A 21064-nucleotide genomic window follows, 5' to 3' on the forward strand; every position below is an offset into this window, starting at 1 on the left:
TTTGTCGGTTTCCATCCTACTTTGCGTGGTCGACGGCGTGCCATGCGGTACAAACCGGACGTTTCCGATAGAGAGAGTCGATCGTCGATGAGTGATTCGAGACCCATTCGCACCGCCGGTCTTGCCTACGTTCGCCACCGCCGCATGCTTCAGACGCGGTCGACGGGCAAATCTGCCTTCTACATGGCCGGCGGCAAGATCGATCCCGGCGAGTCGCCCGAGCAGGCGCTGCACCGCGAGATCAGGGAAGAACTCGACGCCGCGGTCATCGACGTTCGGCTGCTCGGAGTATTCGAGTGCCAGGCCTGGGGCCATCCGATGGGCACCCCGCTCGAGATCACGTGTTTTCTCGCCGATCTTGCCGACGAGCCGACGCCGACCAGCGAGATCGCCGAGATTCGGTACTTCACTCGCGACGAGTACGCCGCCATGCCCGATGTCGCCCCGGGGTCGTTGATGGTGTTCGACCGAATGAAGGCCCTCGATTTGATCGACTGAAGCGCGTATGTTGGATGTGGGAGAACGTACGTTCTCCTCAACCGCCGCGAAGGAGTCTCCATGACCGACCTGTCCCAGAAGGCAACCACCCTGCTCGAGCTGCACCAGCCGGGCAACCCGGTCGTCCTGCCGACCGTATGGGACGCCTGGTCCGCCAACCTCGCCGTGTCCGCCGGCTTCACTGCACTGACCGTCGGCAGCCACCCCGTCTCCGACTCCATCGGCAAGCCGGACAACGAGGGCATCACCTTCGACGAACTGCTCACCCGCATCTCCCAGATCTCCGCCGCCGTGGACGCACCGCTCTCGGTCGACATCGAATCCGGCTACGGAGAAGACCCCAAGCGCCTGATCGACGGACTGATCTCCGCCGGAGCCGTCGGCCTCAACATCGAGGACACCGTCCACAGCGAGGGCGGCCGACTTCGTGAAGCACAGGAACACGCCGACTTCGTCGGAGCCCTCCGCGCGGCATCCGACGCCACCGACGTCCACGTCGTCATCAACGCCCGCACCGACCTGTTCGTCAAGCAGATCGGTGACGAGAACGATCGCGTCGACCGCGCCATCGCACGCCTGAAACTGGCCGCCGCTGCCGGTGCCGACTCGCTCTACCCCGTCGGCTTCCACAACGACGACGACTACAAGCGTCTCGCCGAAGAACTCCCGCTGCCCATCAACGCCATCGCCAACCCCGCCGAGGGCGACCTCTCGCACTTCGCTTCCCTCGGCGTCGGTCGCATCAGCTTCGGCCCGATCTTCCAGATGGTGCTCGCCAAGCGCGCCGAAGAAGTTCTCGCCCGTTGGAAGTGAGAGCGGCTGCGCCGCATGTGAGTGAAACTTCGTAGCGTGCTACGAGTTTCCGCTCACGACCCGTAGGCCCGCAGATGCGCCACCTGCTCGGGATCGAGTGACGGTTTGACCGTCGCCCGAGCGGTGGCGACATCCTCGGCGGTGACGTCCGCTGCGTCCATCGACCGACGCATCGCCGTCAGTGCGGCCTCGCGCAGCAGGGCCGCGCAGTCCGCGGCGGAGTAGCCGTCGAGATCGCGTGCGAGGGATTCGAGATCGACATCCTCGGCGAGCGGGATCGACTTGCCCGACGCCTTCAGGATGTCCACTCGCGCATCGGCATCCGGCGGCGGGACGAAGACCAGGCGCTCGAGCCTGCCGGGCCGCAGTAGAGCGGGATCGATCAGATCGGGCCGGTTCGTTGCGCCGAGAACGACGACGTCGCGCAGTGGTTCGACGCCGTCGAGCTCGGTCAGCAGAGCCGCGACCACTCGGTCGCCGACACCGGAATCCGAAGTCTGCCCGCGACGCGGTACCAGGGCGTCTACCTCGTCGAGAAATATGAGCGAGGGGGCAGAGTCTCGGGCGCGCTGAAACAGTTCGCGCACAGCCTTTTCCGAGGACCCGACCCACTTGTCCATGAGTTCCGCGCCCTTGACCGAGTGCACGCTGAGCTGGCCCGAGCTGGCCAAGGCGCGGACCAGAAACGTCTTGCCGCATCCGGGTGGGCCGTACAGCAGAACCCCTCGCGGTGGCTCGATGCCCAAGCGCGCGAACGAATCCGGATGGCGCAGCGGCCACAGGACGGCCTCGGTCAGGGCCTGCTTGGTCTCGACCATGTCTCCCACGTCCTCGAGGGAGAGGCTGCCGATCGCCAATTCCTCGGCACCCGAGCGCGACAACGGCCGAATCACCTGCAACGCGCCGATCAGGTCGTCGTGCATCAGCGAGGCGGCGGTGGCATCGTTCGATGCCCGCGCAGCCGCTCGGAGCGCCGCTTCGCGCACCAGGGCGGCGAGATCGGCGACAACGAAACCCGGTGTCCGTGAGGCTATTTCGACGAGGTCGACGTCATCCTGTGGAACCTTCTTCAGTAGATGCTCCAGTAACGCTCTGCGACCGGCGGCATCGGGGAGAGTGAGGGTCAGCTCGCGATCGCACAGATCCTGCCCACGCACTCTGGCGTCGGTGGCCTCGGGATGTGCCGTCGTGACGATCAGAGCGAAGCCGGGAGTGTCGACGGCCCGGCGCAGCACATCGAGGACGAACGTCGACGCAGGCTCCGGATCGGACGGCAGCAACGCGTCGACATCGGTGATCAGCAGCACCCCCGCGCCGGTCAGTTCGTCCACCGCAGCAGTGACGCGTTCGACGCGAGCCGATGCCTCCAATGCGCCGATCGACGGCCCGTCCAGCACGACGCATCGCCGTTCGCCGATGACGGCGCGTGCCAACGTCGTCTTGCCCACTCCGCCGGGGCCGGTGATCAGCACACCCAGATGCGGAGATGCGCCGAGGGTGGCGAGCAGTTCCGACTCGTCGAGCGCCAGTCGTAGCCACTCGGTGAGTTTGGCCTGTGCAGTGCTCACACCCACCAGGTCGGCTGCGCTGACGCGTGGCGGGGCCGCAGCTCCGGGCGTCGGAACCGATGTGGCCGAGGCCGATTCGGGTGATCCCGAGGCGACTGTGCCGCGTCCCCAGCTCACCGCAGAATTGGGTTGCACGCTCACGGGACCGCCGGAGGGTTCGACGGCCGAGACCGTCAACAGTTCGGTCGTCCACGCCACCCCGAACGTTCGCGACAGTGCCTGCGTGGCCGTCGACGTCGATGTGCCGGGCCCCAGATCGCGGGGGAGGAGCGACACGGTGTCGCCCACGGTGAGGACCTTGCCGAGTAGCGCTTGGCGCAGGGTGGTGTCGGAAATGGAACCGGTGGCCAGGGCGGACCCGGTTACCGTGACGGTTCTCGCCCCGTAGACCGTCACGGGAGCGACTGCCACAGAGGCATTTTCGCGTAGTCCGGCGTTGGAGAGCGTGACGTCGTCGAGCAGCGCGGTACCCTGCGGGATTCCGCTGGGAGCCTCGGCAACCACCGCAGCCGTACGCCGAGAACCGATGAGCGAGACGGCATCCCATTCCCGCAGACCGAGCGCCGCCAGGACCTCGGGATGGAGCCGGACGACGCCTCGCCTGGCGTCGGCGGCCGAGGTGTTCAATCGGGTGGTGAGAACGAGCTCGGGGGTTCGGGATTCGGTCACACGTCCAACCTAATGGGGTCGTCAGCTGCGCGGTCGGCGAAGTCCCAGACGCGCCTGCGACCGGCGCGCGTTGCCGGGTGACCGTCGAATGGCGCGGCGTTCCGCGCGACGCTCGGCCGGCTTCGCATCCCACGTATACGGGCGTGCAGCCGTCCAGCGCTGCGAGCGCACCGCGAACGGAATGTGCACGAGGTAGGCGAACACCAATCCCATCAGCAGGACCAGCGGGAAGGTGATGAGCGCGGCAGCGAGCAGCGCGACCAACACCAGCAAACCGGCGGCCAGGCGCGGTGGCACCGAGACCGTCTTGAGCGCGAGAGTGGGGATGGTGCTGACGATCAGACCTGCGGTGAGGATCGACCAGCCGGCGACGACGTAGAACGAGGCCCACCAGCCGTCGCCGAATTCCTCGAACGCAGCGATCGGGGCGAGCGCGATGAGTGCACCTGCGGGTGCGGGGACCCCGGTGAAGAACTCGCGGGCGTACGCCGGGGTGTCGTCCTCGTCGAGCAGGGTGTTGAACCGGGCGAGTCGGAGCACGATACTCACGGCGTACACCAGTGCGACGATCCAACCGCCACTACTGCCCTCGAGCAGAGTCACGTAGAGCACCAGGGCGGGCGCGACGCCGAACGAGATTGCATCGGACAGAGAATCCAGCTCGGCACCGATCTTGCTGGTGGCGTCGAGCAGACGAGCGATGCGGCCGTCCAGTGCATCGAGGATCGCAGCGGCACCGATCATCGCGAGCGCGGTTCCGAGTTGACCGTCGAGAGCGAACTTGACCGCCGACAAACCGGAGCACAACGCGAGGATGGTGACGACCGACGGAAGCAGACGGATAGCAGCAGGCGGCTTGGCGCGTCTGGTGATCATGTCGTTTCTACTGGGGGAGCTCGGCGAGTACCGTCTCGGCACCGACCGCTCGTTGGCCGCGTTCGACGAGCAGCGTCGTACCGGCCGGGAAGTAGGTGTCGACGCGGGAGCCGAATCGGATCAGGCCGTACGTGTCGCCGATGGAGAGCACGTCTCCGACCTTCGCGTTGTTGACGATGCGTCGAGCGATGAGACCGGCGATCTGAACTACGCCGACGTGGTGGCCGGATTCGGTCTCGATGTGCATGCTGTTGCGCTCGTTGACCTCACTGGCCTCGGCCAGGTCGGCGGACTTGAACTGGCCGCGGCGGTGTACGACCTCGACCACGCGTCCGCCGACGGGAACACGCTGCACGTGCACGTCCAGAACGGACAGGAAGATGCTCACTCGCGGCACGGGCTGTGCACCGAGATCGAGCTCGGCGGGCGGGACGGCGGTGTCGACGAGGGTGACCAAACCGTCGGCGGGAGCGACGACGACGCCGGGGCGGTTCGGCGGCACCCGCGACGGGTGGCGGAAGAAGGTGGCGCAGGCTCCTGCAGCGACGAGCCCGGCATTGCGGACCCACTTCGACCGACGGCCGAGCACTGCGACGGCCAGGGGACCACCGACGAAGGGCAGTCCGGCGGGGTGTAGCGGTGGAACCGTTTCGCGAACCAGGTCGACGATGTGAGCCACTCCCGTGCGGGGTGGTTGATCAATCGGGGCGGGACGGCGTGCCACGGTCTCCTCTTACTGTCGGGCGAGCTCGGATGCGGGCAGGGATTGGACGCCGGGGACTGATCGGACGGCGAACAAAACGACTGCCGGGGCCCTCACAGAGTACGTGAGCGGCCCCGGCAGTCGGGAAGTGCGAGTGAAATCAGACGCGGCTGCGACCGGTCACGAGCTTGACCAGGAACAGCAGGATGCATGCACCGAGGATGCAGGTGATGAAGCTGAAGATCAGGCCGCCACCTTCGACGTCTACGCCGAAGACCTTGAGCAGGTAACCGCCGATGAGGCCGCCGATGATGCCGACGACGATGTTCAGGATGATGCCCATCTGAGCATCGGTCTTCATGATCTTGCTGCCGATCCAGCCGGCGAGACCGCCGATGATGATCCAGCCGATGATTCCGAGACCCAACATGTGTTGCCCCCACTTTCCGTGTGTATCGATTGCTTGTCGAAACCATGGATGCCCAGGGGTAACAAACCTGAAACCTTCCTGAGAAAAGTTATTTTCGGCTCGACTTTTCGCTTTCGGTCTTGATGCGTCGGAGCGTGCTGTTCATGCCTTCGACCAGCTCGACATCGAACTCGTCGATCCCGCCGAGGATCCGCTTGACCAGCAACGACGACACGGCCGAGGTGCCGCTGGGGGCTTCCCGCTTCTCGACGACGGTGGTTCCGTTTGCCGTCGGAGTGAGCGTGTACGACCAGATCGTCTTGTTCTCGACGATGCGGAACGCCAGTGCCTTGTTCGGCTCGAAGGTGACGACCTTGGCGCTGGTCGGCCACACGAGCAGGCCCTTGCGGTTGATGTTGAGCGTTCGGGTGCCCTTGCCGACGGGTCCGCCGAAGACCTTCATCTTCTTGCACTGCGGACTCCACTCGCCCATGCGCTGTAGGTCCGAGACGACCGACCACACGGCCTGCGGACTGGCATCGATGTCGATCGTGGCTTCGAGGGTCTTGCTCAACGTGGGCCTCCGGGTTGTAGGAATAGCTGCAACTGATCGTCACACCAATCGTGTGCATCCTATGTGGCCGTGACCACACTCGGCCACCATGTGAGTGGAACCTCGTAGCCCACTACGAACTTCCACTCACATGCGAGCGAAGCGAGCTCCACTCCTGCTCACATGCGAGCGCGGCGGGCCAGAACGAATGCATACAGGCCGTACAGAGCGATTCCCACGCCGGCGAGGATCAACAGAACCTGCCCGTACGGCTGGGCTCCCAGGGTCTTGACGGCACCGTCGATTCCGGTGGCCTTGGATGGATCGGACTGCAGTACCGCTACGACGACGAGGATTCCGGCCCCCACGAGCGCCGTGCCCTTGGCCGCGTATCCGGCGATGCCGAGTTTGACGACCGCTCCGCTCTGGCTGCCTTCGAGGTCGTCGAGGAAATTCTTCGAGACGCCCTTGTAGACGTGGTATCCGCCGACGCCGATGACGATCAGGGCGATGACGATCAATACGAGCTTGCCGCCACCGGATTCCATCAATCGCGCCGAGTAGCCGGCGTTCTGTTGTCCGCTGGACTTACCGGATCCGGTCGCGAAACCGTAGGTGGAGAATGCGAAGGCAATGTAGACGACGGCCAGCGCTGCCGCCTTGAGTCGATCCATCGCGCTGCCCTCGTCGGAATCGGACTTCTTGCCGACGATGGCCTCGACGATGCGCCACAGGGCCAGTGCCACGAACGCGACGACGGCAACCCACAGTGCGATCTTGCCGCCGGGCTTCTCGGCCAGTTCGGCGAGTGCTCCGGACTGGTCGGCGTTACCGCCCTGACCGAACGCCAATCGGATGGCGATGTACCCGATCAGGACGTGCAGCACTCCGCTGACGAAGTGGCCGGCCCGGGCCGCCTTCTCGAATGCACCGTTGTCCTGAACCGAATTGGCCAGTGATTTTCCTGTAGCCGATTTTCCTGTTCCCGAATGTCCCGACGTGGATTTTCCCGACGTGTTCACGAACGTTCCCCGATCAGTTGATGTGGGCCGATGTTTACCCCACGTAGAGCGGGGAGAAACGGTCTTTCGGCGCGAAACGCCGTACGAGATCCCAGCCCGGCGTTAACGCCGGGCGGACACTGATCGATGTAGCAAGCGGAGTGTCGGGACCAACGAAGAAATTGTTCGGAGTGATCCACCGTGAAATTACAGTCGATAATGCGTCGTACCAGCAGTGATCTGCCCCTGTTGAAGACCGCCAGGATGAGCGGCAGTCCGCGTACCTGGCCTGCCGAGAAGCTCGAGCGGCTGCTCACCCCGCAGGAGATCGATCTGATCAGGCGCGGCCGAATCTGACCCTGCTGTTCCCAGGCTCGACGCCGTCACTCACCTCCCATAGGGGGTCCGGTGGTGGCATGCTCATGAGGTTGACGAGCACCAGTCCTGGAGGGTCATGAAACCGGTCATTCTCAGCGTCGACGACGATCCCGGAGTATCGCGTTCGGTCGCCCGCGACCTGCGCCGCCGGTACGGCGAGCAGTACCGCATCGTGCGCGCGGAATCCGGTGCCGGGGCGCTCGATGCGCTCAAGGAACTGACGTTGCGCGGCACTCCGGTCGCGATTCTGTTGGCCGACTACCGCATGCCGAACATGAGCGGCATGGAATTTCTCGAACAGGCCATGGATCTGTTCCCGACGGCGCGGCGAATCCTGCTCACCGCCTATGCCGACACCGACGCTGCGATCGACGCCATCAACGTCATCGATCTCGACTACTACCTGCTCAAGCCGTGGGATCCACCCGAGGAAAAGCTCTACCCCGTCCTCGACGCTCAGCTCGAAGCCTGGTGCGCGTACGACCACCGGGCCGTGGAGGACACCAAGATCGTCGGCCACCGCTGGTCTGCGCGGTCCTCGGAGATCAGGGAGTTTCTCGCCCGCAATCAACTGCCGTACCGCTGGTACATGTCCGACGAATCGGAGGGTGCGCGGCTGTTGGCCGCGGCCGGAGTGGCCGACGACCGCCTCCCGGTGGTCATCACCACCGAAGGTGACGCGCTGATCGAGCCGTCCGATGCCGAACTCGGCAACCGTCTGGGGCTGACGGTCTCACCGTCGGAAGAGTTCTACGACCTGGTTGTCATCGGCGGCGGCCCGGCCGGACTCGGCGCTGCGCTCTACGGCGCGTCCGAGGGCCTGCGCACCACGTTGATCGAGCGCACTGCGACCGGCGGGCAGGCCGGGCAGAGTTCACGCATCGAGAACTACCTCGGCTTTCCCGACGGCGTCTCGGGCGCACAACTCGCGGAGCGGGCTCGTCGGCAGGCGCTGAAGTTCGGTGCCGAGGTGGTCACCACGCAGGACGTCGTGGCCCTGGAGACCAACGGCGCTGCGCGGACCGTGCGGTTCGCCGACGGCCGCAGCATCAGTGCCCAGACGATCATCCTGTCCACCGGCGTCGCCTACCGCCGGTTGGAGGCCCCCGGAATCGACGACTTCACCGGCCGCGGGGTGTTCTACGGGTCGGCGATGACCGAGGCAGCTCGCTGCGCCGAACAGGACGTCTTCATCGTCGGCGGCGCGAACTCGGCAGGCCAGGCGGCGGTCTATCTCTCGCGGGGCGCGAGGTCGGTGACGATCCTGATCCGTGCGGCGTCCCTCGAGGCATCGATGTCGTACTACCTCATCAAGCAGATCGAGGAGAACCCGAAGATCAGCGTTCGGCCGTGTACCGAGGTCGTCGGCGTCTCCGGTGACGGGCACCTGGAGCAGATCACGCTGCACAACAGGGCAACCGACGAGACGACGACGGTGGACGCGCAGTACCTGTTCCTGTTCATCGGCGCGGCACCGCGGACCGATTGGCTCGACGGCGTGCTCGTGCGTGACGATCACGGATTCGTGGTGACGGGCCCCGATCTGGTGGTCGACGGCCGTGGTCCTGCCGGGTGGACACCCGCGCGGTTGCCGCATCACCTCGAGACGAGCGTGCCGGGAGTGTTCGCGGCCGGTGACGTCCGGTCGGACTCGGCCAAGCGGGTTGCCTCGGCAGTGGGAGAAGGAGCGATGGCCGTGATGTTGGTGCACAGATACCTGGCAAATCCGTGAACGCGCCCCTGTGCGATCCGGAGGAGTTGCGGACGCTGTTCTTGTTCGAGCAGCTCACCGACGCACAGCTCGTCGAGCTGTGTCGAGACGGCCGTATCGAAACGATCGAGCCGGGGCCGGTGTACGCGGAGGGCGACCCAGCGACGTGCTTCTACGTGTTGATCGAGGGCTCGGTGGTGCTCTCGAAGCTGTCGGGCGGGGAAGACCTGGTGGTCAATCGCACCTCGCAGCGCGGGGTGTATGCCGGTGCGTGGCAAGCGTATCTGGGCGATCGAGTACCGCAGACCTACCAGGGTTCGATGCGGGTGACCGCGCAGTCCCGGTTCTTCGTCCTCGATGCCGACTGCTTCGCCTCGATCGTGCGCGAGTGGTTCCCGATGGCCCTCCATCTGCTCGAGGGATTGTTCTTCGGTAACCAGAACACCAAGCAGGTCGTCGAGCAGCGAGAACGCTTGTTGGCGTTGGGCTCTCTGTCGGCCGGGTTGACGCACGAGCTGAACAATCCGGCCGCGGCCGCGGTGCGGGCGACGTCCGCGTTGCGAAATCGGGTGGCGCACATGCGGCAGAAATTGGCAATGATTGCCGGCGGGACTCTCGATCGCTCGAGCTTGTCGCATCTGGTCGGACTGCAGAACGAGGCCGTGGAGTTGGTGGCCAAGGCTCCGAAGCTCACCGCAATGGAAGCGTCGGACCGGGAGGACGAGCTCGGAGAGTGGTTCGACGACAACGGAATCGACGGGGGATGGGATCTGGCCCCCACTTTCGTCTCGGCGGGTCTCGACGTGCCGTGGCTGGATCGGGTGTCGGCGACGGTGGGGGATCCGGCCATGCTCGAAGGGGCGATCAGGTGGCTCAACTACACGGTGGAAACCGAGTTGTTGATGAACGAGATCTCGGATTCGACCACTCGGATCTCCACTCTGGTCGGCGCGGCCAAGCAGTATTCGCAGATGGATCGAGCGCCATACCAGACGGTGGATGTTCGGGAACTGCTCGACAGCACGCTGATCATGTTGGGGCGCAAGATCGGTGACGATATCCGCGTGGTGAAGGAATACGACCCGTCGGTGCCGCCCATTCCCGCGTATGCCGCCGAGCTCAATCAGGTATGGACCAATCTGATCGACAATGCGGTGCAGGCCATGGGGGGCCGCGGCACGCTCACCGTCCGCACACTTCTCGACGACGATCAGGTGCAGATCGAGGTGTGCGATACCGGACCCGGTGTTCCGGAGGACATTCGGTCGCGAATATTCGAGCCGTTCTTCACCACCAAGGCCGTCGGTGAGGGTACGGGGCTCGGTTTGGACATCTCGTGGCGGATCGTGGTGAAGAAACATCAAGGCGATCTGCGAGTGGTGTCCCAGCCGGGGGACACCCGATTCATCGTGCGACTGCCCGTTCATCCAGCAATCGAGGAGGCATCATGACAATCGACGGTATCGATCCGACAGTCCCGCCGTCCGGCCCGGGCTGCGTGGAGTGCACGCAGACGCAGGGGTGGTGGGTGCATCTGCGGCGATGTGCGCAGTGCGGGCACATCGGGTGCTGTGATTCGTCTCCGTCGCAGCACGCCAGCAAGCACGCCGAATCCACTCGGCACCAGTTCGTGCGCAGCTACGAGCCCGGTGAGGACTGGTTCTACAACTACGAGGACGAGCAGATGTACGACGGGCCCGAACTTTCTCCGCCGCAACATCATCCGCTCGATCAGACGGTTCCGGGCCCCCGTGAACGGGTGCCTTCGAATTGGCAGAGTCTGATCAACTGAGTGGGCTGGGCCGACTGAACAGTCGATTTCGCTCGGATGAACACCGCAAATCGAGTGCGCACTGTGGGTAATCTCGCAGCATGACCTTGATTGCGGAGGACCTGCTGCTGTTGTTGCTCGACGACGAATCGGGCAAGCCATCGGCCGATTCCACCAAGTTGCCCCGTGTTCTGGCGGGTGCGCTGGTCGTCGAGCTCGCCCTGGGCGGGTCGCTCCGCATCACCGGTCCCGGTGAGCAGACCACGAAGGACCACGTCGTCGTCGCGGGAGATCCGCCCGCAGACCCGTTGTTGCGCCGGGTGTTCGATCTGGTGGCAACGGCGTCGCGGCCGATGAAGCCGCAGAAGGTGATAGAGAAGTCGCAGAAGAATCTGGCGAAGGAACTGGCTGCGCGTCTGGTCGCGCAGGGCTTCGTCACCGAGAAGCAGGACAAGGTCTGGGGGCTTTTCCCGACGACGACGTGGCCGGCTCGCGACACCTCGCGGGAGAAGGTGCTGCGGGATGCGCTGCGCAGCGCCCTCGTCGACGGCACAACGCCGACGCCGCATTCGGCTGCTCTGATCTCACTGATCTCGGCAGTCGATCTGACGCACAAGGTCATCGTCGATGCCGACAAGAAGGTGCTGAAGACGAGGGCCAAACAGATCGCCGAGGGTGAGTGGGCGGGTGCAGCTGTCCGCAAAGCGGTCTCGGACGTCAATGCCGCGGTGACGGCAGCGATCATGGTGCCCGTCATCGTTTCGACCACGAGCAGCTGAGGGCGAAAATGAGAAGTATTGCGATTCTGTTGTTCGACGACGTCGAGGTGCTCGATGCCTGCGGGCCGTTCGAGGTGTTCTCGGTGGCCAATCGGGTGGCCCAACGTGCCGGTAGCGCGGTGCCTTTCGACGTGACGCTCGTCGGGCTCGACGACGCAGCGGTACGCGCGCGAGGTGGGATGAGGATCGGCGTCGACACCACGATCGACGATCCACGGACCTACGACCTCGTCCTGGTTCCCGGCGGTGTCGTCGACGCGGTCGAAGCGGACGGCCGAGTGCTTCAGTGGCTGCAGCGACTTCGACCCACCGCAGAAGTTGTCGCATCGGTGTGCACCGGTGCTTTCGTTCTCGCCGCGGCGGGCCTGCTCGATTCGCGTCCGGTCACCACGCACTGGGAGGACCTCGACCTGTTGCGCACCCGCTGGCCCGCGCTGGCCGTGCATGAGGGAGTTCGATACATCGACCACGGTGATCTGGCGACGTCGGCCGGTATCAGTGCAGGCCTGGACCTTGCGCTGCATCTGGTCGCGCGGTGGACGAGCGCCGATCAGGCTCTCGCCACCGCGGGCCAGATGGACTACGACTGGTCAGGCGCTGAGCACCCGTAGGACCAGGGCAACGACGGCGAACACGGCCAGGCCTGCCGCCGGCCCGAATTCCTTGTCCTTGATGCGCAGGTGCGCGACGACTGCTCCGACGAAGTACGCGATGACGCCGATGGCTGCCGCGACTCCGATCGGCCATGCGAACAGGCCGACGAGCAGGCCGACGGCACCGAGAATCTCCGCGTAGGCCAACCACGGAATCTTGTCGGCGGGCACGCCCACCTGCTCGAGCATCGGGACGACGGAGGGGTTGCGCGTCAGCTTCCCGACGGCGGAGAACGTGAGTGCCACGGCCAGCAGCACCGACACGACGACTGTTGCGATGAACATGAGCCCTGCTTTCATTTCTGAGGCCACTAGTGAAACAGAAGTGGCAAGGCAGACAGTAGCACTTCGGTACGGTGGGGTCATGGCCGCGAACGAACCCACTCACGAACCTCGTGCCTGCGACGGAGCCCTGACCAAAGCGTTCGGCTTCCTCGGCAAGCGATGGAACGGAATTCTGCTGGCCACTCTGATGAACGGGTCGATGGGATTCGCGGACCTACGCCGGGCCGTCGGTGGCATCAGCGATTCGGTCCTGTCCGAACGGCTCGGGGAGCTCGGCAAAGCCGGCCTGGTCCAGCGAACAGTGGACAACGGACCGCCGCTCTCGGTGCAGTACAGCCTGACGCAGTCCGGAGCGGCGCTGCTGCCGTCACTGCAGGCACTGACCGACTGGGCTTCGAAAAACCTCTGACCCCCGCGAACATGTCGCGAGGGCCAGAGATCGGTGGGTGAGAAGGTGTTCAGTCGCCGTTCTTGACGTTCTGGCCTTCGGCCGAATCTGCGAACTCCTGAGTGTCGAACACTTCGCCGCCCAGGGGATCGACCGGTGCGTTGTCACCGGAGTACTCGACCGCACCCGTCTCGGGGTGAATCTCGAGTTGTTCGGTGGGCACCTCGTGCACCGCCAGTACGACGCTGCCGTCCGTGCGCGGCGGCGTCACCCCTTCCCGAGACGGTGCCAAGCCGGAGAACGTCGACGAAATTCCGGCACTCACTCGCTTGCGTGCCGCCGGTGACACCGGTGCTGCCTGAGGCTCGTCCTCCCCGACATCGGGTGTCGCGGTGACGCGCAAGTACCGCGGGGTGGTGGCGACGTCGTAGCGGAAGGCCTTGAGCATCGACACGCATGCCAGCACCAACACGATCGAGAACGGTACTGCCGTGGCTATCGACATCGTCTGCAGGGCAGTCAGAGAACTGGTTCCTCCGATCAGCAGCAGCACGGCCGCAGCCACGCCCTGCAGGACGGCCCAGTACACCCGCGTGATCTTCGGGGTTTCCAGCTCGCCGCCGGTCGCGAGGATGTCGATCACCAGCGAGCCGGAGTCCGAGGACGTCACGAAGAAGAACACGATCACAGCAATGGCGATGACGCTGGTCAACGCCGCAATCGGCAGACCGTCGAGCACCTGGAACAGACTGGTGTTGGTGTTCACGGCCCCTTCGGCGTCGAGCAGATCGCCGTCGTTGCGCTGACGCAGAATGCCCGTGTCACCGAAGATCGTGAACCACAGCGAACCGACGATGGTCGGTGCAAGCAGTACGCCGAAGACGAATTCACGGATGGTGCGACCGCGCGAGATGCGGGCGATGAACATGCCGACGAAGGGTGCCCAGCTCATCCACCAGCCCCAGTAGAAGATGGTCCAGCCGCCGGCCCAACCGTCGTCGGAGAACGGAGAGGTGCGTAGCGCCAACTCGGGCAGGGCCTGGACGTAACCGCCGAGATTCTGCACCCAGGACTGCATCAGGAACAGCGTCGGGCCGAGGAGCAGCACGAACAGGGCGAGCGCAGCTGCCAGACCCATGTTGATGTTGGACAGCCACTTGAGGCCCTTGGATACTCCACTGACCACCGAGAAGGTGGCGATGCCGGTGATGGCGGCGATGAGCAGGATGACGAACCAGTTGGTGGTCTCCACCCAGCCGAGGTATTCCAGCCCGGCGGAGATCTGCTGCACACCGAATCCGAGCGAGGTCGCCACACCGAACAGGGTGCCGACGATGGCGACCGTATCGATGGTGTGCCCGATTGCGCCCTCGATGCGCTTGCGGCCCAGCAGCGGCTCGAGCAGCCAACGCACGGTCAGTGGGCGACCCTTGCGGTAGGTCATGTACGCCATACCGAGGCCGACGACCACGTAGATGGCCCATGCATGCAGACCCCAGTGAAAGAGCGTCAGCTCCATCGCCTGGCGTGCGGACGCGTCGGTGCTGCCGGGGATACCTCCGGCCTCGGGTGGTGTCACGTAGTGCGAGAGGGGCTCGGCGACGCCGTAGAACACCAGGCCGATTCCCATGCCGGCGCTGAAGAGCATCGCGAACCAGGACAGGACGCCGAACTCCGGCTTCTCGTCGTCTCGGCCCAGGCGAATGTTGCCGACCCTACTGAGGCCGCAGTACAGCGCGAACAGCACGAAGCCGGTCGCGGCGAGGATGTACCACCAGCCGACGCCGGACGTGATCGCCTTGTTGAGTGTGTCGAACGAATCCGCCGCGGTGCTCGAATAGACCACGGAGAAGGCGATCATGACGAAGATGATGATGGACGCGGGCACGAAGACCGGTTTGAGCAGTCCTCCCCACGCTTCCTTCACAGCTTTCATTTACTTGACTTCCTTTGAACTCGAGTCACGGTGATCGGCTGACCACTATCGGTATGCCGCTATATTTCTCTTGTTTCGGTCAAGTACCGGTAAACACCATAAGCGACATCGGCGCTGGTGGCGAAACTGCCGCACGCCCCGGCGGCACCACCGAGTCGCCGGAATGTGCCCCGCGGACTACAGTTCTGTCGATGCTGCGGCCTCGTCCGATCGTCCCTCTCGTGAGCCTGTGGGCTGTGAGTGAGGCTGCGCAGCAGGTGATTCCATGACGCCCGGCCAGCTGCAGCCGGGTGCGGAGTTCGCCGGCTTCCAGGTGCAGCGTCGCCTCGGGGTCGGCGGCATGAGTGAGGTGTACCTCGTACTCGGCCGGGGACACGATCGGCTCGAAGCTCTGAAGATCCTCGACCACGACGCCTCGCGCTCGCCGCGACTGCGCACCAAATTTCGGACCGAGGCCACGGTGGCCGAGCTGCTGGTGCATCCGAACATCGTGTCGGTGCACGAACACGGTGAATTCGAGGGCCAGTTGTGGATGTCGATGCACTACGTCGACGGGTACAGCGCGGCACGGTTGGTCGCTCGCGGTCAGATCGCTCTCGACGTCTCCCGTGTGGCGCGCATCGTCGCCGAGGTGGCCAAGGGCCTCGACTACGCCCACTCGAACGGCGTCCTGCACCGCGACGTCAAGCCGTCGAACATCCTCATCTCCACCGAGCGAGTGGACGGGTACGAGCAGGTGTTGTTGTCCGACTGGGGAATTGCGCGTCTGGTCGACGACTCGACGCCGCTGGTCGTCGGCGGAACTGTACTGGCGTCCATCCACTACGCGGCACCGGAACTGCTTCGCGGGGGAGTGCTGAGCGCGCAGACCGACGTCTACGCATTGGGGGCGACGCTGGTCGAATTGCTGACCGGGCGAACGCCGTACCCGTTGGCCACGCCGCTCGCGATCACCGCCGCACATCTGTCGGCCGAACCGCCTGCGGTGACGAGGCGCCGCCGATCACTGCCGCGGGGTCTCGACGCGGTGGTCGCACGCGCGTTGGCCAAGGACCCGGCGGATCGATTCCAGACCTGCGTGGAGCTTGCCGACGCCGTCGCCGCTGCTGTTTCTGCCGGAGTGCCGGAGCCGCCGGTGCGACGCTCACCGTTCACCCGCTCGCGATGGCTCAGGTTTTCTTGACTCCATGAGCAGGGCCCCGCATCGGGTCGATGCGGGGCCCTGGCTCGAGAGGGGGTTGGGAAGGGTCACTCCTCCGGTTCGGTCGGACGGTTTGCCACCACCGGGTACTGGCCGGTGTAGCCCATTCGTTCTTCGGCCACCGAGAGCACCTTGGTGCGCACCAGGAACCAGCCGCCGATCAGTGCGGGGATGATGACGACGAGGGTCGCGATGGTCCACGAGCCGATCGGGGCGTCGAAGGCCATCAGGACCAGCACGCCGAACAGGAACACCAGCGTCGCGTAGCTCGTGTACGGCGCACCGAACAGTCGAAACTTGGGCCGCTTCAGGATGCCCTTCTTGGACCAGCGGTACAGCTGAATCTGGCACAGCACGATGGTCGCCCAGCTGGCGATGATGCCCAGTGCGGACATGTTCAGCACGATCTCGAAGGCCTCGCCGGGGGCGATGGCGTTGAGGGCGACACCGAACAACGTGATGAAGCAGGTCAGCAGAATGCCGCCGAACGGTACTCCGCCCTTGGTCATCTTCTTGGTGAACTCCGGTGCGCTGCCGTTCATCGCCATCGACCGCAGAATTCGGCCGGTCGAGTAGAGACCGGCGTTGAGGCTGGACAGCGCCGCGGTGAGCACCACGATGTTCATGATGGTGCCCGCGCCGCCGAGGCCGATGCTCGAGAAGAACGTCACGAACGGCGAGGTACCGGCCTGATATGCGGTGTACGGCAACAGTAGTGCGAGCAGTACCAGCGAGCCGACGTAGAACAGTGCGATACGGGCGATGACCGAGTTGATCGCCCGCGGCATGATCTTTTCCGGGTTCTCGGTCTCACCGGCCGCGGTACCCACCAGTTCCACTGCGGCATAAGCGAACACGACACCCGAGATGACGATGACCAGGGGCCACGCGCCGGACGGGAACAGACCGCCGTTGTCGGTGATCAAGCTGATTCCGGGCATCTCGGAACCGACGGGGATGCGGCCGGCAAGGAAGACGATGCCGACGATCAAGAAGGTCACCAGCGCGATGACCTTGATCATGGCCGCCCAGAACTCCATCTCACCGAACCACTTGACCGACACCAGGTTCAGGCTCATCACCAGAACCAGTGCGACCAGCGCGATGGCCCACTGCGGAATCACCTCGAAACTTCCCCAGTAATGCATGTAGGTCGCGATGGCGGTGACGTCGACGATGGCCGTCATCGCCCAGTTGAGGAAGTACATCCACCCGGCGACGAATGCGGCCTTCTCGCCGAAGAACTCGCGAGCGTACGAGACGAAGCTGCCCGACGACGGGCGGTGCAACACCAATTCGCCGAGGGCGCGGAGAATGAAGAAGACGAAAATTCCACAGAGCGCGTAGGCGAGGAACAGGCCTGGGCCGGCACTGGCGAGGCGTCCGCCCGCGCCGAGGAACAGGCCGGTGCCGATTGCGCCACCGATCGCGATCATCTGCAACTGTCGAGGTTTGAGGCCCTTGTGGTAGCCCTCTTCCTCGTGGTCCATCGCCGAGTTGTCGTACGACGTGTCGACCGTATCGGACATGTTCGATCCTCACTGTCGCTTTTGCGGGGGTTTGTCCGAATTTTTCGGGTGTCGAAACCGTTGTCGCTCAACGGTATTAGCGTCGCGGGTCCGATGCACAGTATTCGGATGTTAACAATGCGTACAGGTGTGAACAGTGTGTGACGGATACCGGCTCGGCCGAGCATCTGCTCGAGACCTGCGTCCCGCGGTGGCGTCGAGCATGGGGGGTGCGGCGGTTCGCCGGCGGCGGGCGACCTTGCACTCACCATGGGCGAGTGCTAGAAATGCAGTTGGCACTCTCGACACGTGAGTGCCAGGTCGGGACACGGTGAGGCCGGGGAATCAACGACACCCCTGGTCGTCCGTCGCGGGCACCGAGCTCGGCCAGCAATGTGTCACCCCCAATCCGGAGGATCACTTCGCAATGGCCAAGATCATCGCGTTCGACGAAGAGGCACGCCGTGGCCTCGAGCGAGGCCTCAATGCCCTCGCCGACGCAGTAAAGGTGACGTTGGGCCCCAAGGGTCGCAACGTCGTACTCGAGAAGAAGTGGGGAGCTCCCACGATCACCAACGATGGTGTTTCCATCGCCAAGGAGATCGAGCTCGAAGATCCCTACGAGAAGATCGGTGCCGAGCTCGTCAAGGAGGTCGCCAAGAAGACCGACGACGTCGCAGGCGACGGCACCACCACCGCTACCGTTCTCGCTCAGGCACTCGTCCGTGAAGGCCTGCGCAACGTCGCAGCCGGCGCGAACCCGCTCGGCCTCAAGCGCGGCATCGAGAAGGCTGTTGCAGCCGTCACCGAGTCGCTGCTCGCGTCCGCCAAGGAGATCGACACCAAGGAGCAGATCGCTGCTACCGCTGGCATCTCCGCAGGCGACCCGTCCATCGGCGAGCTCATCGCCGAGGCAATGGACAAGGTCGGCAAGGAAGGCGTCATCACGGTCGAGGAGTCCAACACCTTCGGCCTGCAGCTCGAGCTCACCGAGGGCATGCGCTTCGACAAGGGCTACATCTCGGCGTACTTCGCCACCGATGCAGAGCGTCAGGAAGCCGTCCTCGAAGACGCGTACATCCTGCTCGTCAGCTCCAAGATCAGCACCGTCAAGGACCTGCTGCCGCTGCTGGAGAAGGTCATCCAGTCCGGCAAGCCGCTCGTCATCATCGCCGAGGACGTCGAGGGCGAAGCTCTCTCCACCCTCGTGGTGAACAAGATCCGTGGCACCTTCAAGTCCGTCGCCGTCAAGGCTCCCGGATTCGGTGACCGCCGCAAGGCGCAGCTCGCCGACATCGCCATCCTCACCGGCGGCGAGGTCATCAGCGAAGAGGTCGGCCTCTCCCTGGAGACCGCCGGACTCGAGCTGCTCGGTCAGGCACGCAAGGTCGTCATCACCAAGGACGAGACCACCATCGTCGAAGGCTCGGGAGATTCCGACGCCATCGCCGGTCGCGTCAACCAGATCCGCGCCGAGATCGAGAACTCCGATTCCGACTACGACCGCGAGAAGCTGCAGGAGCGCCTGGCCAAGCTGGCCGGTGGCGTTGCAGTCATCAAGGCCGGAGCGGCAACCGAGGTCGAGCTCAAGGAGCGCAAGCACCGCATCGAAGATGCAGTGCGCAACGCCAAGGCAGCCGTCGAAGAAGGCATCGTCGCCGGTGGCGGCGTGGCACTGCTCCAGGCAGCGCCCGCACTCGACAACCTCAAGCTCGACGGTGACGAGGCAACCGGCGTGAACATCGTTCGCGTCGCACTGTCCGCCCCGCTCAAGCAGATCGCATTCAACGCAGGCCTCGAGCCCGGCGTTGTTGCGGACAAGGTCTCCAACCTGCCCGCAGGTCACGGCCTCAACGCCGCGACCAACGAGTACGAGGACCTGCTCGCTGCAGGCATCAACGACCCGGTCAAGGTCACCCGCTCGGCACTGCAGAACGCAGCGTCCATCGCGGCTCTGTTCCTCACCACCGAGGCCGTCGTCGCCGACAAGCCCGAGAAGGCCGGAGCGCCCGCTGGCGATCCGACCGGTGGCATGGGCGGCATGGACTTCTGAGTCCAGCCCCTCGCTGAAAAAGCCCGACTCCTTTTCGAGGGGGTCGGGCTTTTTCGTGTGCTGTAGTCAGTCCCGGTGATACGCGATGTTGACGACGTTGCCGTCGGGAGCGCGAACGAAGAAGCGGCGCACACCCCACGGCTCGGTCGTCAATGGGTGCACGATCTCGTAGCCCAGTTTCTGCGCTTCGGCGTACGCGCCATCGACATCGTCGGTGTGCACCGACATCACCGAATCCTCGGGTGCGCTCCGATCGCTCGTCACCAGCTGAACGCTGACCGGGCGATCGGGTGACGACAGCCGCGCGACCCACCCCATATCGAACTCCTCGGATTTCAGACCGAGAAACTCGGTGTAGAACGATTTGGCCTCGTCGACGTCCGGAACCCGCAGGTTGGTGATGATGCTCGTCGTTTTCATCGAACTCCCTTTCCGAACGTGGGCCGGTCGGAGACCGGGAGGTTCGACGCTAGCAGCGGAGTTGCCGGCTGTTCGGTGGTTAGTGTGGGGCATGACGCGAATCCGCTCGATGACGGTCGCACTCGCTCTGGCAGCGGCCCTCGCGGGCTGCTCCACCTCCGGAACTGCCACGCCCGTATCGGCACCGACCACAACCGATGTCACCGCCACCACCGAGCGCGCCGAGCCGACGTCTACAACGCCAACCACTACCTCGAGTGCCGCCGAGCCGTACGTCGTCGGCAGTACGCGCATCACCGGATCGACAGCGCGTGCGACCTACGACGTCGCGATTCCACAGCTGAGCGGCGGCAATCCGGCCGTGACAGCCGAATTCAACGAGTCGATGCGCGCGGCGTTGCAGGATCAGATCGACCGCGATTACGGGAACGACTTCGCTCTCAGCGACGGCTACTCGACGGGTACGACCCACGTCGGGCGGCGCGTGATCAGTGCCGAACAGATCACGAGTTGGATCGCCGTACCGCCCGGAGCGCACGGTAATTCACTGCTTGCGACCGTGACGATCGACGCCGATACCGCACAGCCGATCACTCTCGGTGATGCCTTCACCGACCTCGATGTAGGCCTGTCTCGACTGTCCGATCGAGCAGCGGCAATTCTCCCGTCCACCCGCGCGGGCGGCAGCTTCGAGCGCTCGGGCATCGAACCGACGGTGGCCAACTTTGGGAACTGGACGGCATCGCCGGAAGGTATGAACATTCACTTCGGTGACTACCAGGTGGGTTCCTACGGCATCGGCCTCATCACGATCACCGTCCCGTGGACCGACCTGTCAGACGTCCTCGCTCCCGGCATGCAGGACGTGTTGAGCAGCTGACCCTGAGCCCG

22 protein-coding genes are annotated in these 21064 nt (G+C 64.7%); 12 read left to right on the forward strand and 10 right to left on the reverse strand.

The features are described 5' to 3' along the window. Positions 1-87: 87 nt before the first annotated feature. Together CH262_RS06565 and CH262_RS06570 are read left to right on the forward strand one after the other, a co-directional pair. Entirely contained in the window at positions 88-498 is a 411-nt protein-coding gene (locus CH262_RS06565) for an NUDIX hydrolase (RefSeq protein WP_052057132.1), read from the forward strand. A 60-nt stretch (positions 499-558) separates the two neighbouring features. After that, a complete protein-coding gene (locus CH262_RS06570) occupies positions 559-1311 on the forward strand; it encodes an isocitrate lyase/PEP mutase family protein (protein WP_032365137.1) in 753 nt (250 codons plus the stop codon). Positions 1312-1364: 53 nt separating this feature from the next. Here CH262_RS06570 and CH262_RS06575 read toward each other — a convergent pair whose 3' ends face one another. From CH262_RS06575 to CH262_RS06600, 6 genes are all read right to left on the reverse strand, one after another. Next, a complete protein-coding gene (locus tag CH262_RS06575; protein ID WP_094717242.1) occupies positions 1365-3548 on the reverse strand; it encodes an AAA family ATPase in 2184 nt (727 codons plus the stop codon). Positions 3549-3569: 21 nt separating this feature from the next. After that, the gene (locus CH262_RS06580) at positions 3570-4424 is read right to left on the reverse strand and encodes a CDP-alcohol phosphatidyltransferase family protein (RefSeq protein WP_027498461.1); all 855 of its coding nucleotides are present in this window, start codon (positions 4422-4424) and stop codon (positions 3570-3572) included. Positions 4425-4431: 7 nt separating this feature from the next. Beyond that, positions 4432-5148 (reverse strand): phosphatidylserine decarboxylase, encoded by a 717-nt coding sequence (locus CH262_RS06585; protein ID WP_094717243.1) that lies wholly within the window; start codon positions 5146-5148, stop codon positions 4432-4434. 139 nt (positions 5149-5287) lie between these two features. Next, a complete protein-coding gene (locus CH262_RS06590) occupies positions 5288-5557 on the reverse strand; it encodes a GlsB/YeaQ/YmgE family stress response membrane protein (RefSeq protein WP_027498459.1) in 270 nt (89 codons plus the stop codon). A gap of 88 nt (positions 5558-5645) precedes the next feature. Then, positions 5646-6110, reverse strand: a complete 465-nt coding sequence (locus CH262_RS06595; RefSeq protein WP_057472693.1) for an SRPBCC family protein — start codon at positions 6108-6110, stop codon at positions 5646-5648. Positions 6111-6268: 158 nt separating this feature from the next. Next, the gene (locus CH262_RS06600; RefSeq protein ID WP_032390718.1) at positions 6269-7045 is read right to left on the reverse strand and encodes a DUF1206 domain-containing protein; all 777 of its coding nucleotides are present in this window, start codon (positions 7043-7045) and stop codon (positions 6269-6271) included. A 264-nt stretch (positions 7046-7309) separates the two neighbouring features. On the opposite strand from CH262_RS06600, the gene CH262_RS27490 reads away from it, so the two are divergent. From CH262_RS27490 to CH262_RS06625, 6 genes are all read left to right on the forward strand, one after another. Next, positions 7310-7447 (forward strand): hypothetical protein, encoded by a 138-nt coding sequence (locus CH262_RS27490; protein ID WP_155288428.1) that lies wholly within the window; start codon positions 7310-7312, stop codon positions 7445-7447. A 97-nt stretch (positions 7448-7544) separates the two neighbouring features. Continuing rightward, positions 7545-9200: an FAD-dependent oxidoreductase gene (locus CH262_RS06605; RefSeq protein WP_032386146.1), complete on the forward strand. Its 1656-nt coding sequence runs from the start codon at positions 7545-7547 to the stop codon at positions 9198-9200. After that, positions 9197-10630 (forward strand): ATP-binding protein, encoded by a 1434-nt coding sequence (locus CH262_RS06610; RefSeq protein WP_094717244.1) that lies wholly within the window; start codon positions 9197-9199, stop codon positions 10628-10630. Before CH262_RS06605 ends, CH262_RS06610 begins: the two co-directional genes overlap by 4 nt. Beyond that, the gene (locus tag CH262_RS06615) at positions 10627-10971 is read left to right on the forward strand and encodes a UBP-type zinc finger domain-containing protein (protein ID WP_094717245.1); all 345 of its coding nucleotides are present in this window, start codon (positions 10627-10629) and stop codon (positions 10969-10971) included. The genes CH262_RS06610 and CH262_RS06615 overlap by 4 nt, the downstream gene beginning before the upstream one ends. Positions 10972-11051: 80 nt before the next feature. After that, the gene (locus CH262_RS06620) at positions 11052-11729 is read left to right on the forward strand and encodes a GOLPH3/VPS74 family protein (protein WP_032365144.1); all 678 of its coding nucleotides are present in this window, start codon (positions 11052-11054) and stop codon (positions 11727-11729) included. 8 nt (positions 11730-11737) lie between these two features. Continuing rightward, positions 11738-12340, forward strand: coding sequence for a DJ-1/PfpI family protein (locus CH262_RS06625; RefSeq protein WP_027498452.1), 603 nt, complete (start codon positions 11738-11740; stop codon positions 12338-12340). On the opposite strand, the gene CH262_RS06630 is transcribed toward CH262_RS06625, so the two are convergent. Next, a complete protein-coding gene (locus CH262_RS06630) occupies positions 12320-12667 on the reverse strand; it encodes a DoxX family protein (protein WP_032386652.1) in 348 nt (115 codons plus the stop codon). The genes CH262_RS06625 and CH262_RS06630 overlap by 21 nt on opposite strands. A gap of 79 nt (positions 12668-12746) precedes the next feature. Between CH262_RS06630 and CH262_RS06635 the strand changes: the two genes are divergently transcribed. Further along, on the forward strand, positions 12747-13076 hold the full coding sequence (locus CH262_RS06635; protein ID WP_032369822.1) for a winged helix-turn-helix transcriptional regulator: 330 nt from the start codon (positions 12747-12749) through the stop codon (positions 13074-13076). A gap of 49 nt (positions 13077-13125) precedes the next feature. On the opposite strand, the gene CH262_RS06640 is transcribed toward CH262_RS06635, so the two are convergent. Continuing rightward, complete coding sequence (locus CH262_RS06640; RefSeq protein ID WP_032386148.1) at positions 13126-14991, reverse strand: BCCT family transporter; 1866 nt, start codon at positions 14989-14991, stop codon at positions 13126-13128. Positions 14992-15256: 265 nt separating this feature from the next. On the opposite strand from CH262_RS06640, the gene CH262_RS06645 reads away from it, so the two are divergent. Next, positions 15257-16174, forward strand: coding sequence for a serine/threonine-protein kinase (locus CH262_RS06645; protein WP_094717246.1), 918 nt, complete (start codon positions 15257-15259; stop codon positions 16172-16174). 65 nt (positions 16175-16239) lie between these two features. On the opposite strand, the gene CH262_RS06650 is transcribed toward CH262_RS06645, so the two are convergent. Next, positions 16240-17721 (reverse strand): amino acid permease, encoded by a 1482-nt coding sequence (locus CH262_RS06650; protein WP_027498447.1) that lies wholly within the window; start codon positions 17719-17721, stop codon positions 16240-16242. Positions 17722-18127: 406 nt separating this feature from the next. Here CH262_RS06650 and groL point away from each other — a divergent pair, with 406 nt between their 5' ends. Beyond that, positions 18128-19753 (forward strand): chaperonin GroEL, encoded by a 1626-nt coding sequence (groL, locus tag CH262_RS06655; protein ID WP_008713461.1) that lies wholly within the window; start codon positions 18128-18130, stop codon positions 19751-19753. A 66-nt stretch (positions 19754-19819) separates the two neighbouring features. Here the strand turns inward: groL and CH262_RS06660 are convergent, their stop codons facing one another. Continuing rightward, positions 19820-20173 carry a VOC family protein gene (locus CH262_RS06660; RefSeq protein ID WP_094717247.1) on the reverse strand — a complete coding sequence of 118 codons (354 nt, stop codon included), beginning with the start codon at positions 20171-20173 and terminating at the stop codon, positions 19820-19822. Between the two features lie 91 nt (positions 20174-20264). On the opposite strand from CH262_RS06660, the gene CH262_RS06665 reads away from it, so the two are divergent. After that, entirely contained in the window at positions 20265-21053 is a 789-nt protein-coding gene (locus tag CH262_RS06665; RefSeq protein ID WP_094717248.1) for an RsiV family protein, read from the forward strand. Positions 21054-21064: the final 11 nt, after the last annotated feature.

The organism is Rhodococcus sp. 05-2255-1e, assembly GCF_002259025.1.
GTDB lineage: Bacteria > Actinomycetota > Actinomycetes > Mycobacteriales > Mycobacteriaceae > Rhodococcoides > Rhodococcoides fascians.

Coding starts and splice junctions, on each gene's coding strand:
- CH262_RS06590 (WP_027498459.1), bottom strand. CDS start 5,557: ATGTTGGGTCTCGGAATCATCGGCTGGATCATCATCGGCGGTCTCGCC.
- CH262_RS06630 (WP_032386652.1), bottom strand. CDS start 12,667: ATGTTCATCGCAACAGTCGTCGTGTCGGTGCTGCTGGCCGTGGCACTC.
- CH262_RS06565 (WP_052057132.1), top strand. CDS start 88: ATGAGTGATTCGAGACCCATTCGCACCGCCGGTCTTGCCTACGTTCGC.
- CH262_RS06605 (WP_032386146.1), top strand. CDS start 7,545: ATGAAACCGGTCATTCTCAGCGTCGACGACGATCCCGGAGTATCGCGT.
- CH262_RS06615 (WP_094717245.1), top strand. CDS start 10,627: ATGACAATCGACGGTATCGATCCGACAGTCCCGCCGTCCGGCCCGGGC.
- CH262_RS06620 (WP_032365144.1), top strand. CDS start 11,052: ATGACCTTGATTGCGGAGGACCTGCTGCTGTTGTTGCTCGACGACGAA.
- CH262_RS06665 (WP_094717248.1), top strand. CDS start 20,265: ATGACGCGAATCCGCTCGATGACGGTCGCACTCGCTCTGGCAGCGGCC.
- CH262_RS06580 (WP_027498461.1), bottom strand. CDS start 4,424: ATGATCACCAGACGCGCCAAGCCGCCTGCTGCTATCCGTCTGCTTCCG.
- CH262_RS06640 (WP_032386148.1), bottom strand. CDS start 14,991: ATGAAAGCTGTGAAGGAAGCGTGGGGAGGACTGCTCAAACCGGTCTTC.
- CH262_RS06650 (WP_027498447.1), bottom strand. CDS start 17,721: ATGTCCGATACGGTCGACACGTCGTACGACAACTCGGCGATGGACCAC.
- CH262_RS27490 (WP_155288428.1), top strand. CDS start 7,310: ATGCGTCGTACCAGCAGTGATCTGCCCCTGTTGAAGACCGCCAGGATG.
- CH262_RS06570 (WP_032365137.1), top strand. CDS start 559: ATGACCGACCTGTCCCAGAAGGCAACCACCCTGCTCGAGCTGCACCAG.
- CH262_RS06635 (WP_032369822.1), top strand. CDS start 12,747: ATGGCCGCGAACGAACCCACTCACGAACCTCGTGCCTGCGACGGAGCC.
- CH262_RS06645 (WP_094717246.1), top strand. CDS start 15,257: ATGACGCCCGGCCAGCTGCAGCCGGGTGCGGAGTTCGCCGGCTTCCAG.
- CH262_RS06625 (WP_027498452.1), top strand. CDS start 11,738: ATGAGAAGTATTGCGATTCTGTTGTTCGACGACGTCGAGGTGCTCGAT.
- CH262_RS06660 (WP_094717247.1), bottom strand. CDS start 20,173: ATGAAAACGACGAGCATCATCACCAACCTGCGGGTTCCGGACGTCGAC.
- groL (WP_008713461.1), top strand. CDS start 18,128: ATGGCCAAGATCATCGCGTTCGACGAAGAGGCACGCCGTGGCCTCGAG.